General features: G+C 38.1%; 15 protein-coding genes. 5 read left to right on the top strand and 10 right to left on the bottom strand.

What is annotated here, in order from left to right:
* Positions 1-19: 19 nt before the first annotated feature.
* From G466_RS0107155 to G466_RS0107145, 3 genes are read right to left on the bottom strand one after another with little or no spacing between them, the layout of a single operon-like run.
* The gene (locus G466_RS0107155) at positions 20-2,542 is read right to left on the bottom strand and encodes a ligase-associated DNA damage response DEXH box helicase (protein ID WP_026813050.1); all 2,523 of its coding nucleotides are present in this window, start codon (positions 2,540-2,542) and stop codon (positions 20-22) included.
* Positions 2,535-4,148 carry an ATP-dependent DNA ligase gene (locus G466_RS0107150; RefSeq protein WP_026813049.1) on the bottom strand — a complete coding sequence of 538 codons (1,614 nt, stop codon included), beginning with the start codon at positions 4,146-4,148 and terminating at the stop codon, positions 2,535-2,537. Before G466_RS0107150 ends, G466_RS0107155 begins: the two co-directional genes overlap by 8 nt.
* The gene (locus G466_RS0107145; protein WP_026813048.1) at positions 4,145-5,170 is read right to left on the bottom strand and encodes a ligase-associated DNA damage response exonuclease; all 1,026 of its coding nucleotides are present in this window, start codon (positions 5,168-5,170) and stop codon (positions 4,145-4,147) included. The genes G466_RS0107150 and G466_RS0107145 overlap by 4 nt, the downstream gene beginning before the upstream one ends.
* 193 nt (positions 5,171-5,363) lie before the next feature.
* Between G466_RS0107145 and G466_RS0107140 the strand changes: the two genes are divergently transcribed.
* Positions 5,364-5,684, top strand: coding sequence for a YegP family protein (locus G466_RS0107140; RefSeq protein WP_026813047.1), 321 nt, complete (start codon positions 5,364-5,366; stop codon positions 5,682-5,684).
* 2 nt (positions 5,685-5,686) lie between these two features.
* On the opposite strand, the gene G466_RS0107135 is transcribed toward G466_RS0107140, so the two are convergent.
* On the bottom strand, positions 5,687-6,709 hold the full coding sequence (locus tag G466_RS0107135) for a threonine aldolase family protein (protein ID WP_026813046.1): 1,023 nt from the start codon (positions 6,707-6,709) through the stop codon (positions 5,687-5,689).
* A gap of 22 nt (positions 6,710-6,731) precedes the next feature.
* Positions 6,732-9,137, bottom strand: coding sequence for a zinc-dependent metalloprotease (locus tag G466_RS0107130; protein WP_026813045.1), 2,406 nt, complete (start codon positions 9,135-9,137; stop codon positions 6,732-6,734).
* Positions 9,138-9,222: 85 nt separating this feature from the next.
* Here G466_RS0107130 and prfB point away from each other — a divergent pair.
* From prfB to G466_RS0107110, 4 genes are all read left to right on the top strand, one after another.
* A protein-coding gene (gene prfB / locus G466_RS0107125) for a peptide chain release factor 2 (protein WP_157373825.1) occupies positions 9,223-10,321 on the top strand; the annotation gives its coding sequence in 2 pieces (ribosomal slippage) (positions 9,223-9,285 and positions 9,287-10,321; 1,098 coding nt in all).
* 90 nt (positions 10,322-10,411) lie between these two features.
* Positions 10,412-10,753 (top strand): arsenate reductase (glutaredoxin), encoded by a 342-nt coding sequence (gene arsC / locus G466_RS0107120; protein ID WP_026813043.1) that lies wholly within the window; start codon positions 10,412-10,414, stop codon positions 10,751-10,753.
* Between the two features lie 177 nt (positions 10,754-10,930).
* Complete coding sequence (locus G466_RS0107115) at positions 10,931-11,404, top strand: hypothetical protein (protein ID WP_026813042.1); 474 nt, start codon at positions 10,931-10,933, stop codon at positions 11,402-11,404.
* Position 11,405: 1 nt separating this feature from the next.
* Entirely contained in the window at positions 11,406-13,922 is a 2,517-nt protein-coding gene (locus tag G466_RS0107110; protein ID WP_026813041.1) for a TonB-dependent receptor domain-containing protein, read from the top strand.
* A gap of 355 nt (positions 13,923-14,277) precedes the next feature.
* On the opposite strand, the gene G466_RS24095 is transcribed toward G466_RS0107110, so the two are convergent.
* From G466_RS24095 to aroC, 5 genes are all read right to left on the bottom strand, one after another.
* Positions 14,278-14,451, bottom strand: a complete 174-nt coding sequence (locus G466_RS24095) for a hypothetical protein (RefSeq protein ID WP_169720739.1) — start codon at positions 14,449-14,451, stop codon at positions 14,278-14,280.
* A 180-nt stretch (positions 14,452-14,631) separates the two neighbouring features.
* Positions 14,632-15,789 (bottom strand): flavohemoglobin expression-modulating QEGLA motif protein, encoded by a 1,158-nt coding sequence (locus tag G466_RS0107100; protein ID WP_026813040.1) that lies wholly within the window; start codon positions 15,787-15,789, stop codon positions 14,632-14,634.
* Between the two features lie 39 nt (positions 15,790-15,828).
* Complete coding sequence (locus G466_RS0107095) at positions 15,829-17,136, bottom strand: dicarboxylate/amino acid:cation symporter (protein ID WP_026813039.1); 1,308 nt, start codon at positions 17,134-17,136, stop codon at positions 15,829-15,831.
* A 238-nt stretch (positions 17,137-17,374) separates the two neighbouring features.
* Positions 17,375-18,682 (bottom strand): dicarboxylate/amino acid:cation symporter, encoded by a 1,308-nt coding sequence (locus tag G466_RS0107090; protein WP_026813038.1) that lies wholly within the window; start codon positions 18,680-18,682, stop codon positions 17,375-17,377.
* 64 nt (positions 18,683-18,746) lie between these two features.
* Positions 18,747-19,811: a chorismate synthase gene (gene aroC, locus G466_RS0107085; RefSeq protein WP_026813037.1), complete on the bottom strand. Its 1,065-nt coding sequence runs from the start codon at positions 19,809-19,811 to the stop codon at positions 18,747-18,749.
* Positions 19,812-19,905 lie beyond the last annotated feature (94 nt).

The raw sequence follows: 19,905 nt of genomic DNA, 5'->3' as shown, positions 1-19,905 counted from the left end.
AATAATTTAGGCTGTAAAGTTACCGTTTTTCTAAATTACTGAGCATACGTTTAATCCTGTCCGCCAACTTCTCAGAAGAAAGTTTTTCGCGCAACCTATCTGTAATTATTGGAAATGAAAATGGTGTTGGCTTGTTACATGCTTTCCAAACTATAGTTTGTGATGAGATACGATCTAATGCAATTTGTAACCTTCCTTCTTCCAGTTGATGCTCAAAAGTTTCCGTATAGGCTTGTTGCAGTAACAAATTTTCCGGTTCATAATCTTTAAAAACACTGAAGAGTAATTGGGAGCTAGATTGCAGGTGCTTGCTCTTTATCAATTTGTTGGGGTAACCTGTAAAAACCAACCCCGCAATGACCGCAATATCTCTAAATTTTCTTCTGGCCATTTCAGTAGCATTAAGGCTTTTCTCCAAATCGCTTTTCAAAAATTGTGGAGATAAGAGGTCGTTGTCCAAGACTTGCTGCATATCTAGTTGTTGATCAGACAAGAGCTCAAACCCATAATCGTTGAATGCGATGGAGAAAGTGATAGGTGTTAAAAGACTAATACGGTACGCCAACAAACTTCCCATTGCTTCATGAACAAACCTACCTTCAAATGGATAAAAAACATTATGATATCCCTCACGGGTTTTAAAGGTCTCAATTAAAAACTGATTATGAGCTGGAACCATGCTTTCTTTCACTTGCCTCTTAAAAACAGGCAATAGTGATCTAAGTTCCCTTGACAAGGTTTTTGTACTAATTTTCGTTAAGAGATCTGGTCTATACAAATTGGATTCTATGCTATTATTTAGCAATTCCGCAACCGCATATAATTCTTCCCTAAGTAATTGGCTCATTTCTGAAGAAAGGCTCATTCTCCCCCCCATCCAACTGGGTACAATGGAAGAGCGCTGCTTGCTTTTTTTAACGAGCACTAGCATATTCTTTACTCGAAATAGCTCTAAATTGCGACCGGCGAAAGTAAAAACATCTCCTGGCTTCAATTTGGAAATAAACCATTCCTCTATTGAACCAATATAACCTCCTTTTAAAAATTTCACGGTTAACACAGCATCACTTACAATAGTTCCAATCTGAAGGCGATGTCTCATGGCTACTCCCTTATTATTAATTTTAAAACGACCATCCACCTCAATTTCTACTTTTTGAAATTCATCATACGCGTGTAAGCTTTGGCTCCCCAAGGTGATAAAATTTAAAATCCAACCAAATTGATCCGAAGTCAGGGTTTGATAACAAAATGTGGTAATCACCTCCTCGTAAATTTCTTCCGGATAAAATCCGTCGGATACAGCTAATGTGGTTAAATATTGCACCAAGACATCATAACTATTAAGGTAGGGGATTCTATCCTCCACTTTTTGGGATTCTACTGCCTTTTGAAGTGCAGAGGCCTCTATTAATTCCATGGCGTGGGTAGGCAAGAAATATATGACGCTTTCTTTTCCCGGTTGATGTCCACTACGTCCCGCCCGTTGTAAAAAACGGGCCACACCTTTGGGTCCCCCGATCTGAATAATAGTCTCCACCGGAGCAAAGTCTACCCCTAAATCTAAACTAGAGGTACACACAACAGCTTTTAAAGTGGCATCGCGAATTGCATTTTCTACCCATATCCTAGTTTCCTTATTTATACTTCCATGGTGCATAGCCATTTCACCTGCAAGCTCGGGATGTTTTTCCAGTATTTTTTGAAACCATATTTCACACTGGGAACGGGTATTGGTAAATAAAAGGGTGGTTTTACTATTGTTTATGATGGGAATCACTTCTTCCAATAAATGGAGCCCCAAATGACCACGCCATGGAAAAATCTCCATTTTTTTTGGAATGATGGATTTTACCGTAATCTTCTTATTTATTTTCGCCTTAATTAACACTGAGTTTTTATAAGCATTAGATCCAGGCCCTAGTAATACCTCTCTAGCTTGATCCAAGTTTCCAATAGTGGCCGATATACCCCAAATTCGAAGTTTAGGGGCTATGCTTTTGATACGGGAAAGTGCCAACTCCATTTGAACCCCTCTTTTACTCCCCAATAATTCGTGCCATTCATCCGTAACTACTGACACCAGGGAACTTAGTTTTTTATCATATGCTTTGGAGGCCAAAATTAATTGGAGACTCTCTGGGGTAGTTATTAATAAATTAGGTAATGACCTATTCTGCGCTGCACGTTCCTTTTGAGAGGTATCCCCTGTTCTTATTCCAACGGTTAAGGGAACACCAATTTCTTCTACAAACCGCTCAGCAGAATTCTTTATTTCCACTGACAATGCTCTTAAAGGGGTTACCCAAATGGCTAAGACACCTTTTTTTGGCTGGGATTTATAATCGGGATTGCTTTTAATATAGTCTAGTACAATAGGTATCCAGAGGGCATAGGTCTTACCACTACCTGTAGGTGCGTTTAAGAGACCATTTTTTCCTTGTAAAAAAGCGGTCCAGACCTGTTTTTGAAAAGGAAATGGTTTCCAAGATTGACTTTCGAACCAATTATTGGCAATATGGAATAATTCGTTTTTATTCATGTTGACTTTGCGGAATGGAAATCATCATTTTCAAATCTTCCAAGGAATTCGCCTCATCCACTTTTTTATCTTGACGCCATCTTACTATTCGAGGGAAACGCGTTGCAACTCCGCTTTTGTGACGTTTAGACAGTGCTACCCCTTCAAAAGCAATTTCAAAGACCAACTGTGGTGTAACACTGCGCACTGGTCCAAATCGCTCCAATGTATTCCTTTTAATCCAAGCATCTACTTTCCTAAATTCGGCATCAGTAAGTCCAGAATAGGCTTTGGCAAAGGTGACCAGTTCCTCAGCATCTTTATCCCAAAGAGCAAAAGTATAATCAGTAAATAAATTGGTTCTCCTTCCATGACCACGCATAGCGTAGGTAAGTACCGCATCTATACTGAGGGGGTCAACCTTCCATTTCCACCAATCTCCTTTTTTACGTCCCACCCTGTAAGGAGAATTTTTATTTTTAATCATAAGCCCCTCACTTCTATATTCACGAGCTTTAGACCTTTCTGCAGCTACCTCTTCCCAATTACATAATTGGCTTGTTTCCGAAAGATGTATTGGCAATTCGTTCATTCGCTCAAGGGTTAATAAGCGCTCCAGCAGTTGCCTTCGATCCATTAAAGGGAGTTTCCTAATATCCTCTCCCTTCCATTCCAATAAATCATATACCTTTAATACTACGGGAGTTTTCTTTAATAAATTAGTTGAAATGGTTTTCCTCCCGATGCGTGTTTGCAAATCATTGAACGAACCGATTGCCCCATTGGAAAATGCAAGAATCTCCCCATCCATTACTGTTCCATCTGGTACGATTCCTGGCAGGCTATGAAATTCTGGATATTTATCAGTGACTAATTCTTCTCCCCTGCTCCAGACAAAAACCTCTTGATCCCTAACTATTATTTGCGCTCTAATTCCGTCCCATTTGTGTTCCACAAACCAATCAGATACACTACCAAGGTCTTCTACCTCGCCCTCCAAGGGGTAGGCCAAATAGAATGGGTAAGGTTTAGAAATAAAATCGGATTCTCTTTGTTTAATAATAAGATTGTGAAAAGAAGTAGTACTAGGATCCCAGTTGCCCATTAATCGATATGCCAACAAATCCTCTTCTATCCCTGTAGCCTTGGACAAGGCCCTTGTCATTAATTTTTGACTAATTCCTATTCGAAAACTACCCGTTATTAATTTGGTGAAAACAAACCGTTCATAATAGGACAGATTGGTCCAGTTTTCTATCAAATATTCTTTCTTCTCCTTGTCGGGCCAAGATTTGAGTAGAATAATTTCTTCAACAAATTGGAATAAGCTATTATCACTCTTATTTTGGGATGATGGGATAACTAAAGCAATGGTTTCCGCTAAATCTCCAACAATGTGATATGATTCTTCAAATAACCATAACGGAATCGCTGCTAATTCTGCTGCCCAAGATCTAATAAGAGTAGTATTAACAGGTCTAGGGGGACGTCTATGGGAAAGGATTGCAATGGCCCAAACCTTATCCTTATCCGGAGCCGCAATAAAATATTCTACTAACGCGGCAACTTTGGAAGTGGTTTTATTTGTGCTATCTAAATCCCGAATTAAGTCTGCAAATAGTTTCATAGCTCTTCCTTCTCTTTTTTTTCTATATGCACCTCGTCTACTTCTCCTTCAAACTGAGTTTCTTCTGTTCTGGCATCATAACCTTGCGCTCTTAGGTATCGGGAGAATATTTCCGTATATCCATGTGTAGCAATAATTTTTTCGGCACCAGTACTTTTTATTGCGGTAAGCAGTTCTTCCCAGTCACAATGATCAGATAATACAAAACCTTTATCAATAGCTCTTCTACGGCGTGCACCCCTAAATGCCATCCATCCACTTGCGGAAGCAGTTACAAATGGCACCATTTTACGAATCCACGTACTTCCATGGGCACTAGGTGGCGCCAAGACAATGTTTCCTAACAAGTCTTTTTTCTTTGTATCCCGTGTAATTAAAGTAGTGGGAGGAAACTGTGCCTGATTTCTTAAAACCTCCGTCATGTTTTCAATGGCACCATGGGTGTAGATTTCCCCAATAGAGGTATCTAAATATTTCAATAAACGCTGGGCCTTTCCTAAAGAGTAACCAAATAGGACAGATGTTTTTCCCTCTTCCCTATTATTAGCCCACCATTGGTTAATGTCTTTAAAAACTTCACCTTGGGGCATCCATTTAAAGGGAGGAATACCAAAGGTACACTCCGTAATAAAAGTATGGCACTTTACCGGCTCAAATGGGGTGGATATGCCATCATCCTCAAGTTTATAATCCCCAGAAAAAACCCAAACCTCTCCTTTATGTTCTACCCTGACTTGAGAACTACCAATGATGTGCCCGGCAGGATGGAGAGAAAAGGTAACATTGTTCACTACAAACTTTTCATTGTATTCCTTTCCGTGGACTAAAATATCCCCTAACCGATGCTTTATTATAGGAACATTATTTTTGTGGGTTATGTATTCTTTGTTCCCATAGCGACTATGATCCGCATGTCCGTGGGTTATTATTGCACGATCTACAGGGTGCCAAGGATCTAAATATACATCGGCCTCTTGGCAGTAAATACCATTTTCATTAAAAATCAATAAAGGTGTTTCCATAGACTTATTCCGATATATAAAGTTACCTGAAATCATTATAAGAGTGTTTCTTATCCATTAAATCCTTAACCCGTTTCCCCGTAATTAAAATTTTAGGCATTTAGGTAAGCGCTTAGGATAAGCCTATGACGGAAAGGAATGAAGGCTTGTCATTGATATATTTTGTGTAACTTTATAAAAAGACATTTAGCCAATGATACAGATTAAAAAAGAATCGGATCACACCTATACCTTTGCTATACAAACCAAAGATGGACAGGCCCTTTTACATAGTGTTCCCTTTAATGACAAGGAAAAAATGGAGCGGACCATATCCAATTTAAAGGAATGGATTAAACGGGAATCTTCCTTTGAACGAAAGACCAATTACCACGGAAAATTCTTTTTTCTGCTTAATAATAGTGATGGTACTCTTATTGGAAATTCGATGTTCTATAGTTCAGAAGCCGGAATGGAAAACGGTATTAAAAATCTAAAAAATATTATTTCAAATTTACCCGAAACGATCGCTTAAATTTATAGCTGAGGTATAATTTCCATAAACTTTTTATGCATTGCTTCTGTATAATCCATGTGGGTTACAATACGTAACTTTCCTTGGCCCATCCCGATTATATGGATATCATTTTGTTTTAAACTGCTTAGAAAATCGTCCAAGCTCCTTCGCTGCTCATCTATCTCAAAAATAACAATATTGGTTTCTGTAGGAGCAACCGATTTAATATACGGCAAGGACTCTAGTAAGTGACTAATTTCCTTTGCCTTAGTATGATCTTCTGCCAATCGGTTTATATGATTGTCCAAAGCATATATACCCGCTGCCGCTAAAAATCCGGCTTGCCTCATTCCTCCACCAAAAACTTTTCTTACCCTTATTGCCCGTTGTATAGTTTCTTGATCACCTACCAAAACAGAGCCTACCGGACAACCAAGTCCCTTACTGAGACAAACGCTAATGGTATGGAACAACGCTCCATATTGTTGGGTAGTTTCATCATTGGCGACCAAAGCGTTCCATAACCGGGCACCATCTAAATGATATTTTAGTGAATGTTGATCGCATACATTACGGATAGCTTTTAGTTCCTCAAAATCCCAACAGGCTCCACCACCCTTATTGGTGGTATTTTCTATAGAAACCAAAGTCGTTAATGGACTATGGTAAAAATCAGGCGGATTAATAGCTTCTTTTACTTGTGCGGCCGTCATCATACCCCTTTCCCCATCTACCAATTTACAAGACACTCCACTGTTAAAACTAACCCCACCCCCTTCATAATTATAGATATGGGCATATTTATCACAGATCAATTGTTCTCCTGGCTGGGTGTGCAACTTAATTGCAGTTTGGTTAGCCATGGTGCCACTTGGAAAAAATAGGGCAGCCTCCTTCCCAAACATTGTAGCTACTTTTTCCTCTAACAAGTTAACACTGGGGTCTTCTTTAAAAACATCATCACCAACCTCGGCAGACATCATCGCTTTTAGCATTCCTTTGGTGGGTTTGGTAACGGTATCACTAATCAGATTGATTTTCATATAAATAGGTGTGTATTATTTATTAATAGTTAGAAATAAAGCAGTCCATTCCAATTGGAGAGCCATCAGGAATTTCAGGCGATGGAATTACTTTAAATAATTCTGGATGCGCGTAAAAGTTATCTATCCTCCGGGCCATTTCTTGAGCATTAGCATCGCTACTACCAGAGAATCGGGATTTTATATATCCCAGTTTCTGATTGGCAATTGCGTTTACTTGTGGATGCACTTTATCTTGTGCTGCCAAACTCATTATGTGATACAGCACCCTATAATTAATATTCTTCTGTACTTCATTAATGTACTGGTCTTTATGAGACTTCGCTATGGTTTCCCTAATCGTTTCGTCCAATACGTCTCCAAGTCCCAGATCATTCTCTTTTAGGCTTTTTTGAATGATTAACCTAGAGGCTCTTTCTGGATGCAAAAGTAATTCCAAGCTTAGGTCTGCTGCGGTTTCTGGAGCAGAAAGAGGGTCAAAAGTAACCCCTGTGCGACCTTTAAAAGATTCCCTTGTACGTGCGTACCCCATACTTCTTGGTGGAAACAATGCTAATTTATCCTTAGGGATTGCAATTTCATTTGCATCCAAGGTAGTAAGTAGGGCTTTTAAGGCCAACTTCTGTGTGTTATTAGGTATGGGCTCCACTACGGTCTGTCCATCTCCTTTAACCGTATAATTATAATCCATCCCACCAATAAGCTTGGTAACTGCTTCAGTCTGGTATCTATGAAAAAAATAGAGGGGAACAAAAACGTCCTCTAATACCGTATTGGGTTCATTTTTACGAATATTGTCTATAGAAAAATTGGAAATAGCCACCTTTCTTATTTCTAATATATTTTCTAGTTCTGTAGTCGCATTATTTCCGTTATCCCATAGATGAGCGTATGCGTGTGCTCCTCCTTTTGCCCTAGCATCTGTATCTGAAATAAACCTAAGGCCATTTTTATGGCCGTTTTCCAAAATCCTATTAAGGGCTTCACTTTCTTCCTCCTCTGTAAATTCAGAATAGGAGTAAGCCACTGTAAGCTTGTCCCAATCCCCAATACCTGTATCATATGCATTTGTAAAATTAACTTTACGCCGTTTTAATTCCACTGCCGGATGAGGATAATCCATAACCGATGTCATGCCACTTGCACTTGCAGCAAAATTATGGGCAAAACCTAGGGTATGTCCTATCTCGTGTGCTGATAGCTGTCTAATACGCGCTAAGGCCATTGCTAACATCGGCTCATAATTGTCATCGCGCTTCGCAAATGGTTTATCCATTAAAGCCTGGGCAATTAAAAAATCCTGACGTATTCTGAGGCTACCCAAACTTACGTGCCCCTTAAGGATCTCTCCCGTACGCGGATCTTTTATACTACTCCCATAACTCCACCCTCGCGTAGAACGGTGAACCCATTGAATTACATTATATCTTACATCCATCGGATCCGCATCGTCTGGTAGTATTTTCACTTGAAAAGCATCTTTATATCCAATGGCCTCAAAAGCTTCGTTCCACCAACGAGCTCCCTCTAACAATGCTGAACGCACTGGCTCTGGAGTGCCATTGTCCAAATAATATATTATAGGCTCTACTGCTTCACTAACCGCTGCTTTTGGGTCTTTCTTTTTTAACCTATGTCTTGGAATATACCTTTTAAGAATAGGCTCTTGTATTGGTGTAGAATAATCATAATACGAAAAGGAATACGATCCGGACCTAGGGTCAAAAGCTCTCTTTTTATAGTTATTATCAGGTAGATCGATAAAGGAATGGTGTTGGGTTACAGTAATTAAGCTCGAGTTTGGGGCAACCGAACGGATATGACTTCCTTTTGCCTCCCCAGAAAAGGTAAGTATCACATCAAATTCAATGTTTTTGGGAAAAGCTTTAGTTCGCTCGAGATTAATAGCACTTTTCGATTTATCCAAGCTATAACTTCCTTGGGCACTTCTCTGTAGTTGTTGAGAAACACCATGTACATCCTGCAATAAAAAATCTGTTAGGTCAATAATATATTTTCCGTCTTTCTCCTCCTCTATCTTAAAACCAAAAAGTATTGATCTTGCAAAGGCCTGTTCTACAGATTTCTTTTCCAATTCATTATCAGTAAGCGCTCTAAATTTAAGGTTAGGTTGTACCAAAAGCAGTTTATTGCCAGCTTTTTCAAAATACACCACTTGCTCGCCTCCTAGTTGACCTCTATCTAAACCAATATCATTGCTGCCAATCCCACTACTTAGGGAGTATACATAGAGAAATTCTTTGTTTAGTTCTTCTACCTCTAGGTATATTTTATCACTTTTTACATCGTATAGAAAATTGAACTTTCCTTGATATTTGGTAAAATTCTTACTATTTTCCTGAAATTGAGCAGCTACCCCCATCAATCCCATAAACATTGCAAAGCTCACTAAAATATGGTTTTTCATTATTCCTTAAATTGATTTTTTAAATTTATATAAAATAGATTGTACAACCATACTTAAGTTCTATTTTTGCTCAAAACGAAGAATTATGATTAATACAGACCATTATAATAGTCTTTTGGATCGCCTTGGTGCGTTAAGGAGGTATCTTTGACATTGATGCTAAGCTTATTGAAATAGAGAACGAGCAAGAAAAAACCATGGCTCCAGATTTTTGGGACCATCCACAGGAGGCTCAAGCACATATGAAATTAATCCAATCTAAAAAGCAATGGGTAGACGATTATAATAAGGCAAAGAGTTTTGTGGGTGATTTGGAGGTGTTTTTGGAATTCCTCAATGAAGAGGAAATGAGTCAGGAGGAGGTAGACAAGCATTATGAGAAGACCTTGGATGCCATAGAAAAATTGGAGTTCAAGAACATGCTTTCCTCGGAAGGGGATGAACTTTCTGCCGTAATACAAATCACTTCTGGTGCTGGTGGTACTGAAAGCTGTGATTGGGCCGCCATGCTTATGCGAATGTATATGATGTGGTGTGAAAAACACGGTTACAAAATTAAGGAACTCAACTATCAAGAAGGCGATGTTGCTGGAATAAAGACGGTGAGTTTAGAGATTGATGGCGAATTTGCTTTTGGCTGGTTAAAAGGAGAGAATGGAGTACATAGATTGGTCCGCATATCCCCTTTCGACAGCAACGCCAAAAGACACACCTCTTTTGCGTCTGTATATGTGTACCCCATGGTGGACGACAGTATAGAGGTCGATATTAATCCTTCTGACATAGAAATCACAACAGCAAGGTCTAGCGGAGCGGGAGGACAGAATGTAAACAAGGTAGAAACCAAGGTGCAATTGGTCCATAAACCCACTGGCATCCACATTTCCTGTTCCGATTCGCGTTCTCAACATGATAATAGGGCTACTGCTATGAAGATGCTTAAATCCCAATTATATGAGATAGAACTTCGTAAGAAAATGGAAGCCCGACAAGAGATTGAATCATCTAAGATGAAAATTGAATGGGGCTCGCAGATTCGTAATTACGTAATGCATCCTTATAAATTGGTAAAAGACGTACGTACTGGGGAGGAAACTGGCAATGTTGATGACGTTATGGATGGGGACATAGATCGTTTTTTGAAAGCCTATTTAATGTTAATGGGCCAAAAAGATGATGATTAGATTCATTCAATTTAACCCACGCAAGACAGTTGTGGGTTTTAAAAGCAGTACCTTCTCATATAAAAGATTAAACTATTAAATTGGACAATTATGATTAAAATATTCCATAACCCCAGATGCAGCAAATCCAGACAGGGAGTTGCGCTACTTACCGAATCTGGGAAGGATTTTGAAATTGTAAAGTATCTCGAGAATGTTCCTACTAAAAAGGAATTAAAGGAGATTGTAAAAATTCTTGGGGTTAAACCTATTGAACTTATTAGGACCAACGAAAGCATTTGGAAGGATAATTACAAAGGGAAAGAACTTTCCGATGATGAGTTATTATCAGCAATGGTAGAAAATCCTAAGTTAATAGAACGACCTATTGTAATCCGCAATAATAAAGGTGTTATAGGTCGTCCACCAGAAAAAATAATGGAGCTGCTATAAGCAGTTCCATTCCTTTCCAACAATTATTTTTCTTTAAAATTATCTTAGCTATTCGCTACACTAATCTTCAGGGGAAGATGTGCCGTAAATATTAAGCCTTTCCCAATTTAACAAACATTTAACCCACAACGGTTAAACCTTCATTTAATTTTGGAATCTCACTAAGCAGTAAACATTATGAAAACAAACAAAAAGTTATACGTAAGCCTTTTATTAGGACTACTATCATTTCCTTTTTTAAGTGCACAGTACGGATATGGTTACGGCAATGGTTACGGGTATGGTAGGCAAAGAAATGCTATGCCACAAGTTACTGAAACCCCCAAGGAACCTGAAAACTTAACAGCAGAACAAATTGTAGATGCCGAAATGCCGGCAATATCAGAAAAGTTAGAGCTTAATGCTTTTGAGGAAGCGGTACTGAGTTCTACCCTGAAAAAATATCTACAAGAGCGAATAGAAATGCAAATTTTAAAACTACCCCCAGAAAAAATGAGGGAAGGGTTTGAAAGAATTACCAAGCAGCAAGATGAAGAGCTCAAAGCCGGACTTCCAATAGAGAAATATGAGGCATTTGTAGCCCTTCAAGAAAACGGCTTTAAGAAAGTGAAAGATAAAAAAAAGCGTAAAAAGAAAAAATCTAACAACTAACATGAGAAAACTAATTCCGGTCACTTTATTACTATTATTAGCGTTAACCGCTTATTCCCAAGGACCCCATGAACAAAACAGGCCCGTTAATATTACCGGGACCGTTTTAGATGAAGAAACCCAAGAACCACTAGAATATGCGACCTTGGTTTTACAAAGTGTAAATGACCCAAGTAAGGTAACTGGTGGTATAACCGACGCTTCTGGAAAATTTAATGTGGAGGCAGCACCAGGAAACTATAACCTAAGTGTAGAATATATCTCTTACAGATCATATAAAGTAGCTAATTATACCTTAGCGGAGGATACAGACCTTGGTGTTATTCGTCTAAGTTTGGATGTAGCCCAATTAGCAGAAGTCGAAGTAGTAGGTGAACGTACTACCGTAGAACTCCGATTGGATAAAAAAGTATATAATGTAGGTTCGGATTTAACCGTAAAAGGAGGTTCGGTTACAGACGTTTTAGGGAATGTTCCTTCTGTCTCCGTAGATGTTGAAGGTAATATTAGCTTACGTGGAAACGAAAGTGTTCGGATTCTTATCAACGGAAAACCTTCTGCCCTATCGGGACTAAGCCCAGAAGCGCTACAGCAACTACCAGCAGACGCTATAGAAAGAGTTGAGGTTATTACAAACCCTTCAGCAAGGTATGATGCCGAAGGGACTGCAGGTATATTGAACATTATCTTAAAACAAAGCAAAACTGCCGGACTCAATGGGTCTGTAAACGTATATGCAGGTCATCCTGATAATTATGGCGGTGCTGTAAGTTTAAATTTAAGAAGAGATAATTTTAATATTTTCACCAATACTACTTACCGCTATAGAAGTGGGCCAGGAAATGCACTTTTTAATCAAGAAAATTTTGACAGTAATGGCAACACGCTAAGCTTTCAAGATGAAATTAGAGATTATCAGAGAGAAGATAAAAGCTTTAACACCAATGTAGGTTTTGAATTATTCTTGGATGAAAGTAGTAGTATTACCAATTCCTTTGTGTTTGGTAAATCCAACGGAGACAATACAGTGAATGTTGATTTTTTCAACTTCGATGCTAATAGAAACCCCACTATAGAAAGGAACCGATTTACGATAGAAGATGAATTTGAAGAGGAAGTAAAATACTCTCTTAATTATCAGAAGAAATTTGACCAAGATGGTCATGAACTTACTTTTGATTATCAATATTCAAAAGGACAGGACGATGAGAATTCCATTATTAGGGAAGTTATTCTAGGAGACAATATTGATCTAGATACAGAAAAAACGATTGATGCGCAGACCCAAGTATCACAATTGGTTCAAATGGATTATGTCCTACCATTTGGGAAGGAAAACCAATCTCAATTTGAAATTGGTTATCGGGGAACCTTTAATAATAATAACACCGATTTTGATTTTGGTCTCTTACAGCCCAATGGAAGTTTTGAAAGCGATCCTAATTTTACCAACGAATTAAATTATAAGGAGTACATAAATGCCGCATACACTCAATTAGGGACTAAGATCGACAAATTCAGCATTCTTGGAGGCTTACGTATGGAAGCTTCCGATATAGAAATAGAACTCCTTAACAACAACGATGTCACTAAAAAAAATTATGTAGATTGGTTCCCGTCCGTATTTTTAGGATATGAGTTTTCAGAAACCGAACAAGTTACATTAAGTTATAGTAAAAGACTTAGAAGACCTTGGTCCAGATTTATCAATCCTTTTCCATCCAGGTCTAGTAACACCAACTTGTTTCAAGGAAATCCGGATTTAGATCCTACATTTACAGATGCTTATGACTTAGGGTATTTAAAGAGATGGAACAAGATGTCCTTTACAACTTCTGGATATTACAATAGATCAACAGGTGTTTTTCAATTTGTTTCTAGGGAAACCGGAGATTTTGTATCAATAGAAAATCCAGATGATTCAAATAATCCTATTATAGTACCGGTACAAGTACGTAGTCCTATTAACTTAGCTACGGAAGAGCGGTACGGAATGGAATTTACAACTACCTACACCCCGAAGAAAAACTGGAGGCTTTCTCTAAATTTAAACGCTTTTCAAAGGGATTTAAAAGGAGATTACGTTTATGTAAATAGTAATGATGAGACTATAGTTCAGAATTTTGATGCTAACGACTTCTCGTGGTTTACTAGGTTCAGCGCTAAATTACCATTACCAGGAAAAATAGATTTTCAGACCAATTTCTTTTATATGGGCCCATCCAAAGATGCACAGAGTACTAGAGATGGTATGTTGAGCTCCGACCTTGCTCTGAGTAAGGATATATTAAAGGACAAAGCCTCTATATCTTTAAATGTGAGTGACATTTTTAACACTAGGAAGCGTACTAGCACAACTAGAACGGAAAATGTGCTTACTTATAGCGAGTTTCAGTGGAGGGAGAGACAGATTACGCTGTCCTTCCAATATCGTTTTAACCAACCACAGACCCAAAAATCTAGAGATCGTAGACCAGGCACCAATGGTGGTGGTGAAGAAATGGATTTTGAAGGATAAAATTGTTCATATCTATCAATACTCCTAAGAGCTAAACCCTCTTATAATTAATGAAACCTGTCTGGCTTAAGCTTGACAGGTTTTTTTATTGGTATCAAAAAACCAGTATTAATTGCAGGGGTACTTTTGTCTTTACTTTAAAATTAGTGTACTAACCAATCTATATCCTTATAGGTTTTCCCTTAAGTTTAATTATTGTCTAGCATCAATCTCCTTAATACATCTTGGGTCTAATCAAAAAATATACATTTTGCGATTAGGAGTGTAAGCATAAAGAAAAATCAAAAATTATACGAACAAAAAAGGGAGCCAATTGGCTCCCCTTTTTAAAGTTTGTACACTTTATATATATATATTATTTTTCGCGTAGCGCTTTCTTTGCTTCTCGCTTCTCTTTCAATGCTTCAAGGATAGAACCTCCAATCCAGTAGGGTATAACAAAGCCCAATAAAAAAATCATAAGCCAAAAACCTATGCCTAAGATAACTGCAAAAGCTATAAACCCTAAATATTGCTCAAATGTAAACATGATGGATATGTGTTTTGATATAACACCACAAATATATCAAAATCTATATTATTAAACCAAGTGTAGTCAATAATAATTTATGATAGATTTAATACGGTTTTCCATGGAGCTACTTCTTAATTATCGTCAATACCCTTCTTAATCCCTATAATTCAAATTAGTTAGAATACCAGCCATAACTTATTTTAAATTGTCCAATATAAAATCTAACTTTTTATTGGTATTCAAATTTTCCTTAAAGGCAGCATTAAAATGCGTAATGGGATGTGACAATCCCAAATCAGTCCATCGAAGGATAATATCTTCATGTTCCAAAGATACCTTTCCGGTTATTAAGGAGTCCATGGGAAGTCCATTTTTATATCGTTTATATACTTTTCGCAATCCACTTAAATAGAGTCGGTCTTTTGTAAATCCGCCTCCCCTATGCACCCGCATTGTAATGGTAAATGCATGGTTCTTCTCCAGTTTATACTGCCCATGAAGCAAATCAAAAGTGTCAGAAAAACTAAAGCCTTTTATTAAACTATCTGATGCTATCACCCTGTAAGCTAACTCTTTTAGCCTATTTAAACTAAGCGCTCCACCCATATACTCACTAAAAACAGCCAAGCCCTCTTGTGTTTCCACATTCTTAGGAAACCCGTTGGAGAATACTTTTAAAGGTTGCGCCAATCCGTTATAAGTAGTTACCAAATGTACTCCAATCTCGTGATGCGCTAGAGTAAGTAACTGATTTTTACTAAAACTAGCGTTTTTTTTAATTAATAGGGATTGGGTATTGTTGCTCACCATAGCATCAGCAGCTATACTTGTGGAATAGGAGATATTTAAGGGGAAGTTATATTGTTCTACATATTTCTCAAAATACCGCTTCGCATCTTCAGGTGAGTATTTCTTAACCATATCGCCTGTATTTTCTTCTTCCTTAAAATGAAGTATAAACCGCGCATTTTGCACATCTCTATCTGTTGGGGTCCCGTAAACCCTTAGAGAATTGTAATAAAACTTTTTACCTTGCCCAATGGTTTCTATGCATTGAATCATATTTGCATAGTAGTAAATTATCTCCTGATAGAATTTACGAATCTGTTCATCCTTGATCAGTTCCAACCGCTGAGAAAAAAGTTGACGGTGCAGTTCATACGGATTAAATTGAAGCTTTTTATATTTAAAAACAGGGACTTCTGTATATTTGGATGCAAAAAAGCGCTGCTTTTCCTTTTCAATATTTTGCGGGTTAAGATAAGTAAGGAGTTCTATTTTTTTTACTAATCGATCCAAGTTTGCATCAATTTTAAATACATTAGGGTACTGATGAATTACCTGTGTTCCCATTCCTTCCATTTTTATCATACGTATAACAAATTATAAATTTTAATTAAGATTACCATTATTGGGCATATCATGTAATTTTCCAATTGATTTTGCAACAACCATAGATACCATTGCATCCCCAGTTACGTTCACCACAGTTCTAAGCATATCTAAAGGCCTATCTACCGCAAAGATTAAAGCGAGGCCAACAGCCAGCTTATCACTAGGAAACCCAATGGATTCCAATACAATGACCAACATCACCATTCCAGCTCCAGGTACGGCGGCCGATCCTATGGAAGCTAAAAGTGCAGTAAGAATTATGATTAGTTGATCTGTAATTTCCAAATGATGCCCTAGAGCTTGAGATATAAAAACCGCTGCCACACCTTGATAAAGACTTGTTCCATCCATATTGATAGTTGCTCCTACAGGAAGTACAAAACTAGAAACTTCCTTGTCTACCCCTAAGTGATTCTCTACCCTTTCCATGGTTATAGGAAGAGTAGCGGCACTAGAACTAGTTGAAAATGCTAATAGTTGTGCTGGACTCAAAATTTTTAAAAACCAAAATGGATTTTTCCCAGTAACCAACACTAATACCACACAGTAAAAAACGATCATCAAAAAGAGCCCTAAAATTACCACGCCTGCATATTTCACCAAGGCCAAAAGCAGATCCGAATCTCCGGAGCTAACTACTACATTTGCCAAAAGTGCAAAGACGGCCAAAGGTGCGGTTTTCATAATTAAATCGACCATTTTTAGCACCGCATCATTAAGTGAATCGAAAAGCATTTTTAAAGGTTTTGCTCGCTCCTCCTCTATTAATAACATGGATACCCCTAAGAAAACAGAGAAAAATATTACCTGGAGCATCAACTTATTATCGCTCATTGCATTAAATGCATTATCAGGCACCATATCAACCAAAAATTGTAGCGGACCTGATTCTTTTTGCAGGGAAGCTTCGGCCAGTTTGGATTGTACTCCTTGGTCACTAGCAAAATCATTGGTAATTCTAGTTATGGTTTCTGGGGAGATTCCTTTTCCTGGAGAAAAGATATTGACCAAAACCAAGCCAATACTAATGGCCATTATGGTCGTAATAACAAAGAGGATTACCGAACGGAGACCAATTACCTTAAACTTGGCAATGTCCTTTAAATCTGAAATCCCTTTAATAATAGAGGCTAAGATTAAGGGAATAGCAATAAGCTTTAAAAGATTGATGAAGATAATCCCAAAGGGATTGATCCAATTTTGGATAACTACTTTTCCGCCATTAATTCCAAGCATTAACACGCCAAAAAGCAATCCAAAAAGCATTCCAATAAGGATTTGCCAATGCAGAGCAGGTTTTCTCATAATTTCAAAATAAGATTGTGCTAATTTATAGGAACAATCATTTGAAATTACATTCCATAAAAATAATTTACGTACTATGTGGGAATTAAATAAACTAGGCACTTGCCTGCCCGTTCTTTAAGGCAGGTGATTAAAAGTTATTGGTAGTTATCGTTGGAGGTCTCATGTACGTGCCCTGTGATCATAGTACTCCTACCCACTTTTTTTAACAATTTTATATGGAAAATATATAGTCCGGTTATTTTCTCATCTTGTAACTATCGTCCCAGTTCTTAACTTTTGGATCTCCTAACTTACCTACAGATTTTGCTACCACCATAGAAACTGCTGCATCTCCTGTAACGTTAACAACGGTCCTACACATATCCAAAGGTCTATCTACAGCAAATATTAATGCCAATCCGGCTTCTGGTATTCCAGCTTGCGCCAATACGATGACCAACATTACCATTCCTGCCCCGGGGACCGCGGCACTACCGATAGATGCTAATGTTGCTGTAACAATAATTCCCAATTGGGTGGAAAAACTCAGGTCCATACCAAAAGCTTGGGCAATAAAAACTGCAGCAACCGCTTGATAAAGGCTAGTTCCGTCCATATTTATAGTGGCTCCAATTGGCAATACAAAACTGGTAACCTCTTCCTCTACGCCCAAATGCTCCTCTACACGTTCCATAGTAACCGGTAAGGTAGCGGCACTAGAGCTGGTAGAAAATGCCAAGAGCTGTGCTGGGGATATTCCTTTAATAAAAAAGGCGGGAGTACGTTTCGTAATTAAAAAAACGATCAAAATATATACGCCTATCATTAATATAAGTCCACTAAGTACGCATACCGCATACCATGCTAGCGCTTTAAATAGATCTAAACTAGGTGATTCTACCACCAAGGCAGCCAAAAGGGCAAACACACCAAAGGGGGCGGCCAACATGATAAGATCTATCAGTTTTAAAATTACTTCATTAAAACCATCAAAGAATTTCTTTACTGGGGAAGCTTTTTCTTCAGGAATTAGAATAAGACCTATCCCAAAGAATATGGCAAAAAAGATAACCTGAAGCATATTCCCATTATCACTTGCTGCATTAAAAATGTTACTAGGCACTAAATCTTCCAAAGCTTGTAAAGGTCCAGCTTCTTTTTGTTGGTTAGCCTGTAAGATTTTAGAGTCGGCATCCCCCTTATAATTTTCAACTAATTCATTTCTGGTTTCTTCACTGATTGATGCTCCAGGTTGTACGACATTGACAATTGTTAGTCCTATAGAAACCGCAATTACGGTGGTAAGAATGTAAATTCCTATGGTTCTACCGCCCATTTTAGACAGCTTGGAAATATCCTTTAAATCGGACACACCTTTAATAAGAGACCCTAGAATTAACGGAACTGCAATTAACTTTAAAGAATTGATGAAAATATTACCAAAAGGCTTAATCCAATCCGCTACTATTTTAGGACCCCATTCAAATTGAACCATTACCAGAGCAAAAAGTACGCCCCCCAGCATTCCCAATAATATTTGCCAATGCAACTCCAATTTCTTCATAAAATAGCAGATTTAGGTAGGTAAGATACTATAATGAGTTATAAAGCGCCAAAAAAATAAAACTTTATAATTTAATAGTCCGGTTAAGCAACTTAAAATCAGCCATTACTAAGGCTGCCATCGCTTCCACTATGGGTACTGCACGTGGTACTACACAGGGATCATGTCTTCCCTTGCCTTGGGTGCTTACTTTGTTGCCATCCTTATCTATAGTATCATAGGCCTGAATAACAGTAGCTACCGGCTTAAAAGCGATGTTAAAGTAAATATCCATGCCATTGCTTATACCTCCTTGAATGCCACCACTATAATTTGTTTTGGTAGTGCCATCAGTATTGAATTTATCGTTATGGTCGCTCCCTTTCATTTTTACGCCTTCAAAACCACTACCATACTCAAAGCCTTTAACGGCATTAATAGATAACATGGCTTTTCCTAAATCGGCATGCAACTTATCAAAAACAGGTTCTCCTAGCCCTACAGGCACATTTTGGATTACACAACTAATTACGCCACCAATCGTATCTCCTTGTTTTTTAATTTCCTTGATATATTTCTCCATTTTCGCCGCAATTTCTTGATCTGGACAACGTACCGGATTAGATTCAATTAAACTAAAGTCTAATTCCTGATAGGTTTTATCTAATTTTAAATCTCCTACTTGGGAGACATAGGCGTTAATTTTCATATCACCCAAGAATTGTTTTGCAATGGCACCAGCCACTACTCTACTTGCCGTTTCCCTTGCGGAGCTTCTCCCACCACCACGGTAGTCTCGGAACCCATACTTTTGGTCGTACACATAATCGGCATGGGAAGGTCGGTAAGAGTCTTTTATATGGGTATAGTCACGAGATTTCTGATTCGTGTTATGAATAGCAAAGCCAATAGGGGTCCCCGTGGTCTTCCCTTCAAAAAGTCCAGAATAGAATTCCACGGTATCTGGTTCCTTACGCTGGGTCACTATGGCCGACTGTCCCGGTTTACGTCTATTTAAATCATCTTGTATTGCTTCCAAATCCAATTGTATGCCTGCTGGACAACCATCCAACACGCCTCCTATGGCTACGCCATGCGATTCTCCAAAAGTTGTTAATTTAAAAAGAGTACCAAAAGTATTTCCTGCCATAATCTTGTGTAAAGCTAAGTGGTTAGTAATGCTAGCAAGCCGTTGTTAGGCTTACGCCTTCAAAGGTAAATTTTAAAAAAGAGATACAAAAATG

This window comes from Arenibacter certesii DSM 19833 (assembly GCF_000429545.1).
Lineage (GTDB): Bacteria > Bacteroidota > Bacteroidia > Flavobacteriales > Flavobacteriaceae > Arenibacter > Arenibacter certesii.
Note: the sequence above shows the minus strand (reverse complement) of the source record. Positions and strands in the feature narration are given on the sequence as shown.

What these genes read in the sequence shown, in the direction of transcription:
- G466_RS0107155 (WP_026813050.1), bottom strand. Translation starts at nt 2,542, where the DNA reads ATGAATAAAAACGAATTATTCCATATTGCCAATAATTGGTTCGAAAGT.
- G466_RS0107150 (WP_026813049.1), bottom strand. Translation starts at nt 4,148, where the DNA reads ATGAAACTATTTGCAGACTTAATTCGGGATTTAGATAGCACAAATAAA.
- G466_RS0107145 (WP_026813048.1), bottom strand. Translation starts at nt 5,170, where the DNA reads ATGGAAACACCTTTATTGATTTTTAATGAAAATGGTATTTACTGCCAA.
- G466_RS0107140 (WP_026813047.1), top strand. Translation starts at nt 5,364, where the DNA reads ATGATACAGATTAAAAAAGAATCGGATCACACCTATACCTTTGCTATA.
- G466_RS0107135 (WP_026813046.1), bottom strand. Translation starts at nt 6,709, where the DNA reads ATGAAAATCAATCTGATTAGTGATACCGTTACCAAACCCACCAAAGGA.
- G466_RS0107130 (WP_026813045.1), bottom strand. Translation starts at nt 9,137, where the DNA reads ATGAAAAACCATATTTTAGTGAGCTTTGCAATGTTTATGGGATTGATG.
- arsC (WP_026813043.1), top strand. Translation starts at nt 10,412, where the DNA reads ATGATTAAAATATTCCATAACCCCAGATGCAGCAAATCCAGACAGGGA.
- G466_RS0107115 (WP_026813042.1), top strand. Translation starts at nt 10,931, where the DNA reads ATGAAAACAAACAAAAAGTTATACGTAAGCCTTTTATTAGGACTACTA.
- G466_RS0107110 (WP_026813041.1), top strand. Translation starts at nt 11,406, where the DNA reads ATGAGAAAACTAATTCCGGTCACTTTATTACTATTATTAGCGTTAACC.
- G466_RS24095 (WP_169720739.1), bottom strand. Translation starts at nt 14,451, where the DNA reads ATGTTTACATTTGAGCAATATTTAGGGTTTATAGCTTTTGCAGTTATC.
- G466_RS0107100 (WP_026813040.1), bottom strand. Translation starts at nt 15,789, where the DNA reads ATGGGAACACAGGTAATTCATCAGTACCCTAATGTATTTAAAATTGAT.
- G466_RS0107095 (WP_026813039.1), bottom strand. Translation starts at nt 17,136, where the DNA reads ATGAGAAAACCTGCTCTGCATTGGCAAATCCTTATTGGAATGCTTTTT.
- G466_RS0107090 (WP_026813038.1), bottom strand. Translation starts at nt 18,682, where the DNA reads ATGAAGAAATTGGAGTTGCATTGGCAAATATTATTGGGAATGCTGGGG.
- aroC (WP_026813037.1), bottom strand. Translation starts at nt 19,811, where the DNA reads ATGGCAGGAAATACTTTTGGTACTCTTTTTAAATTAACAACTTTTGGA.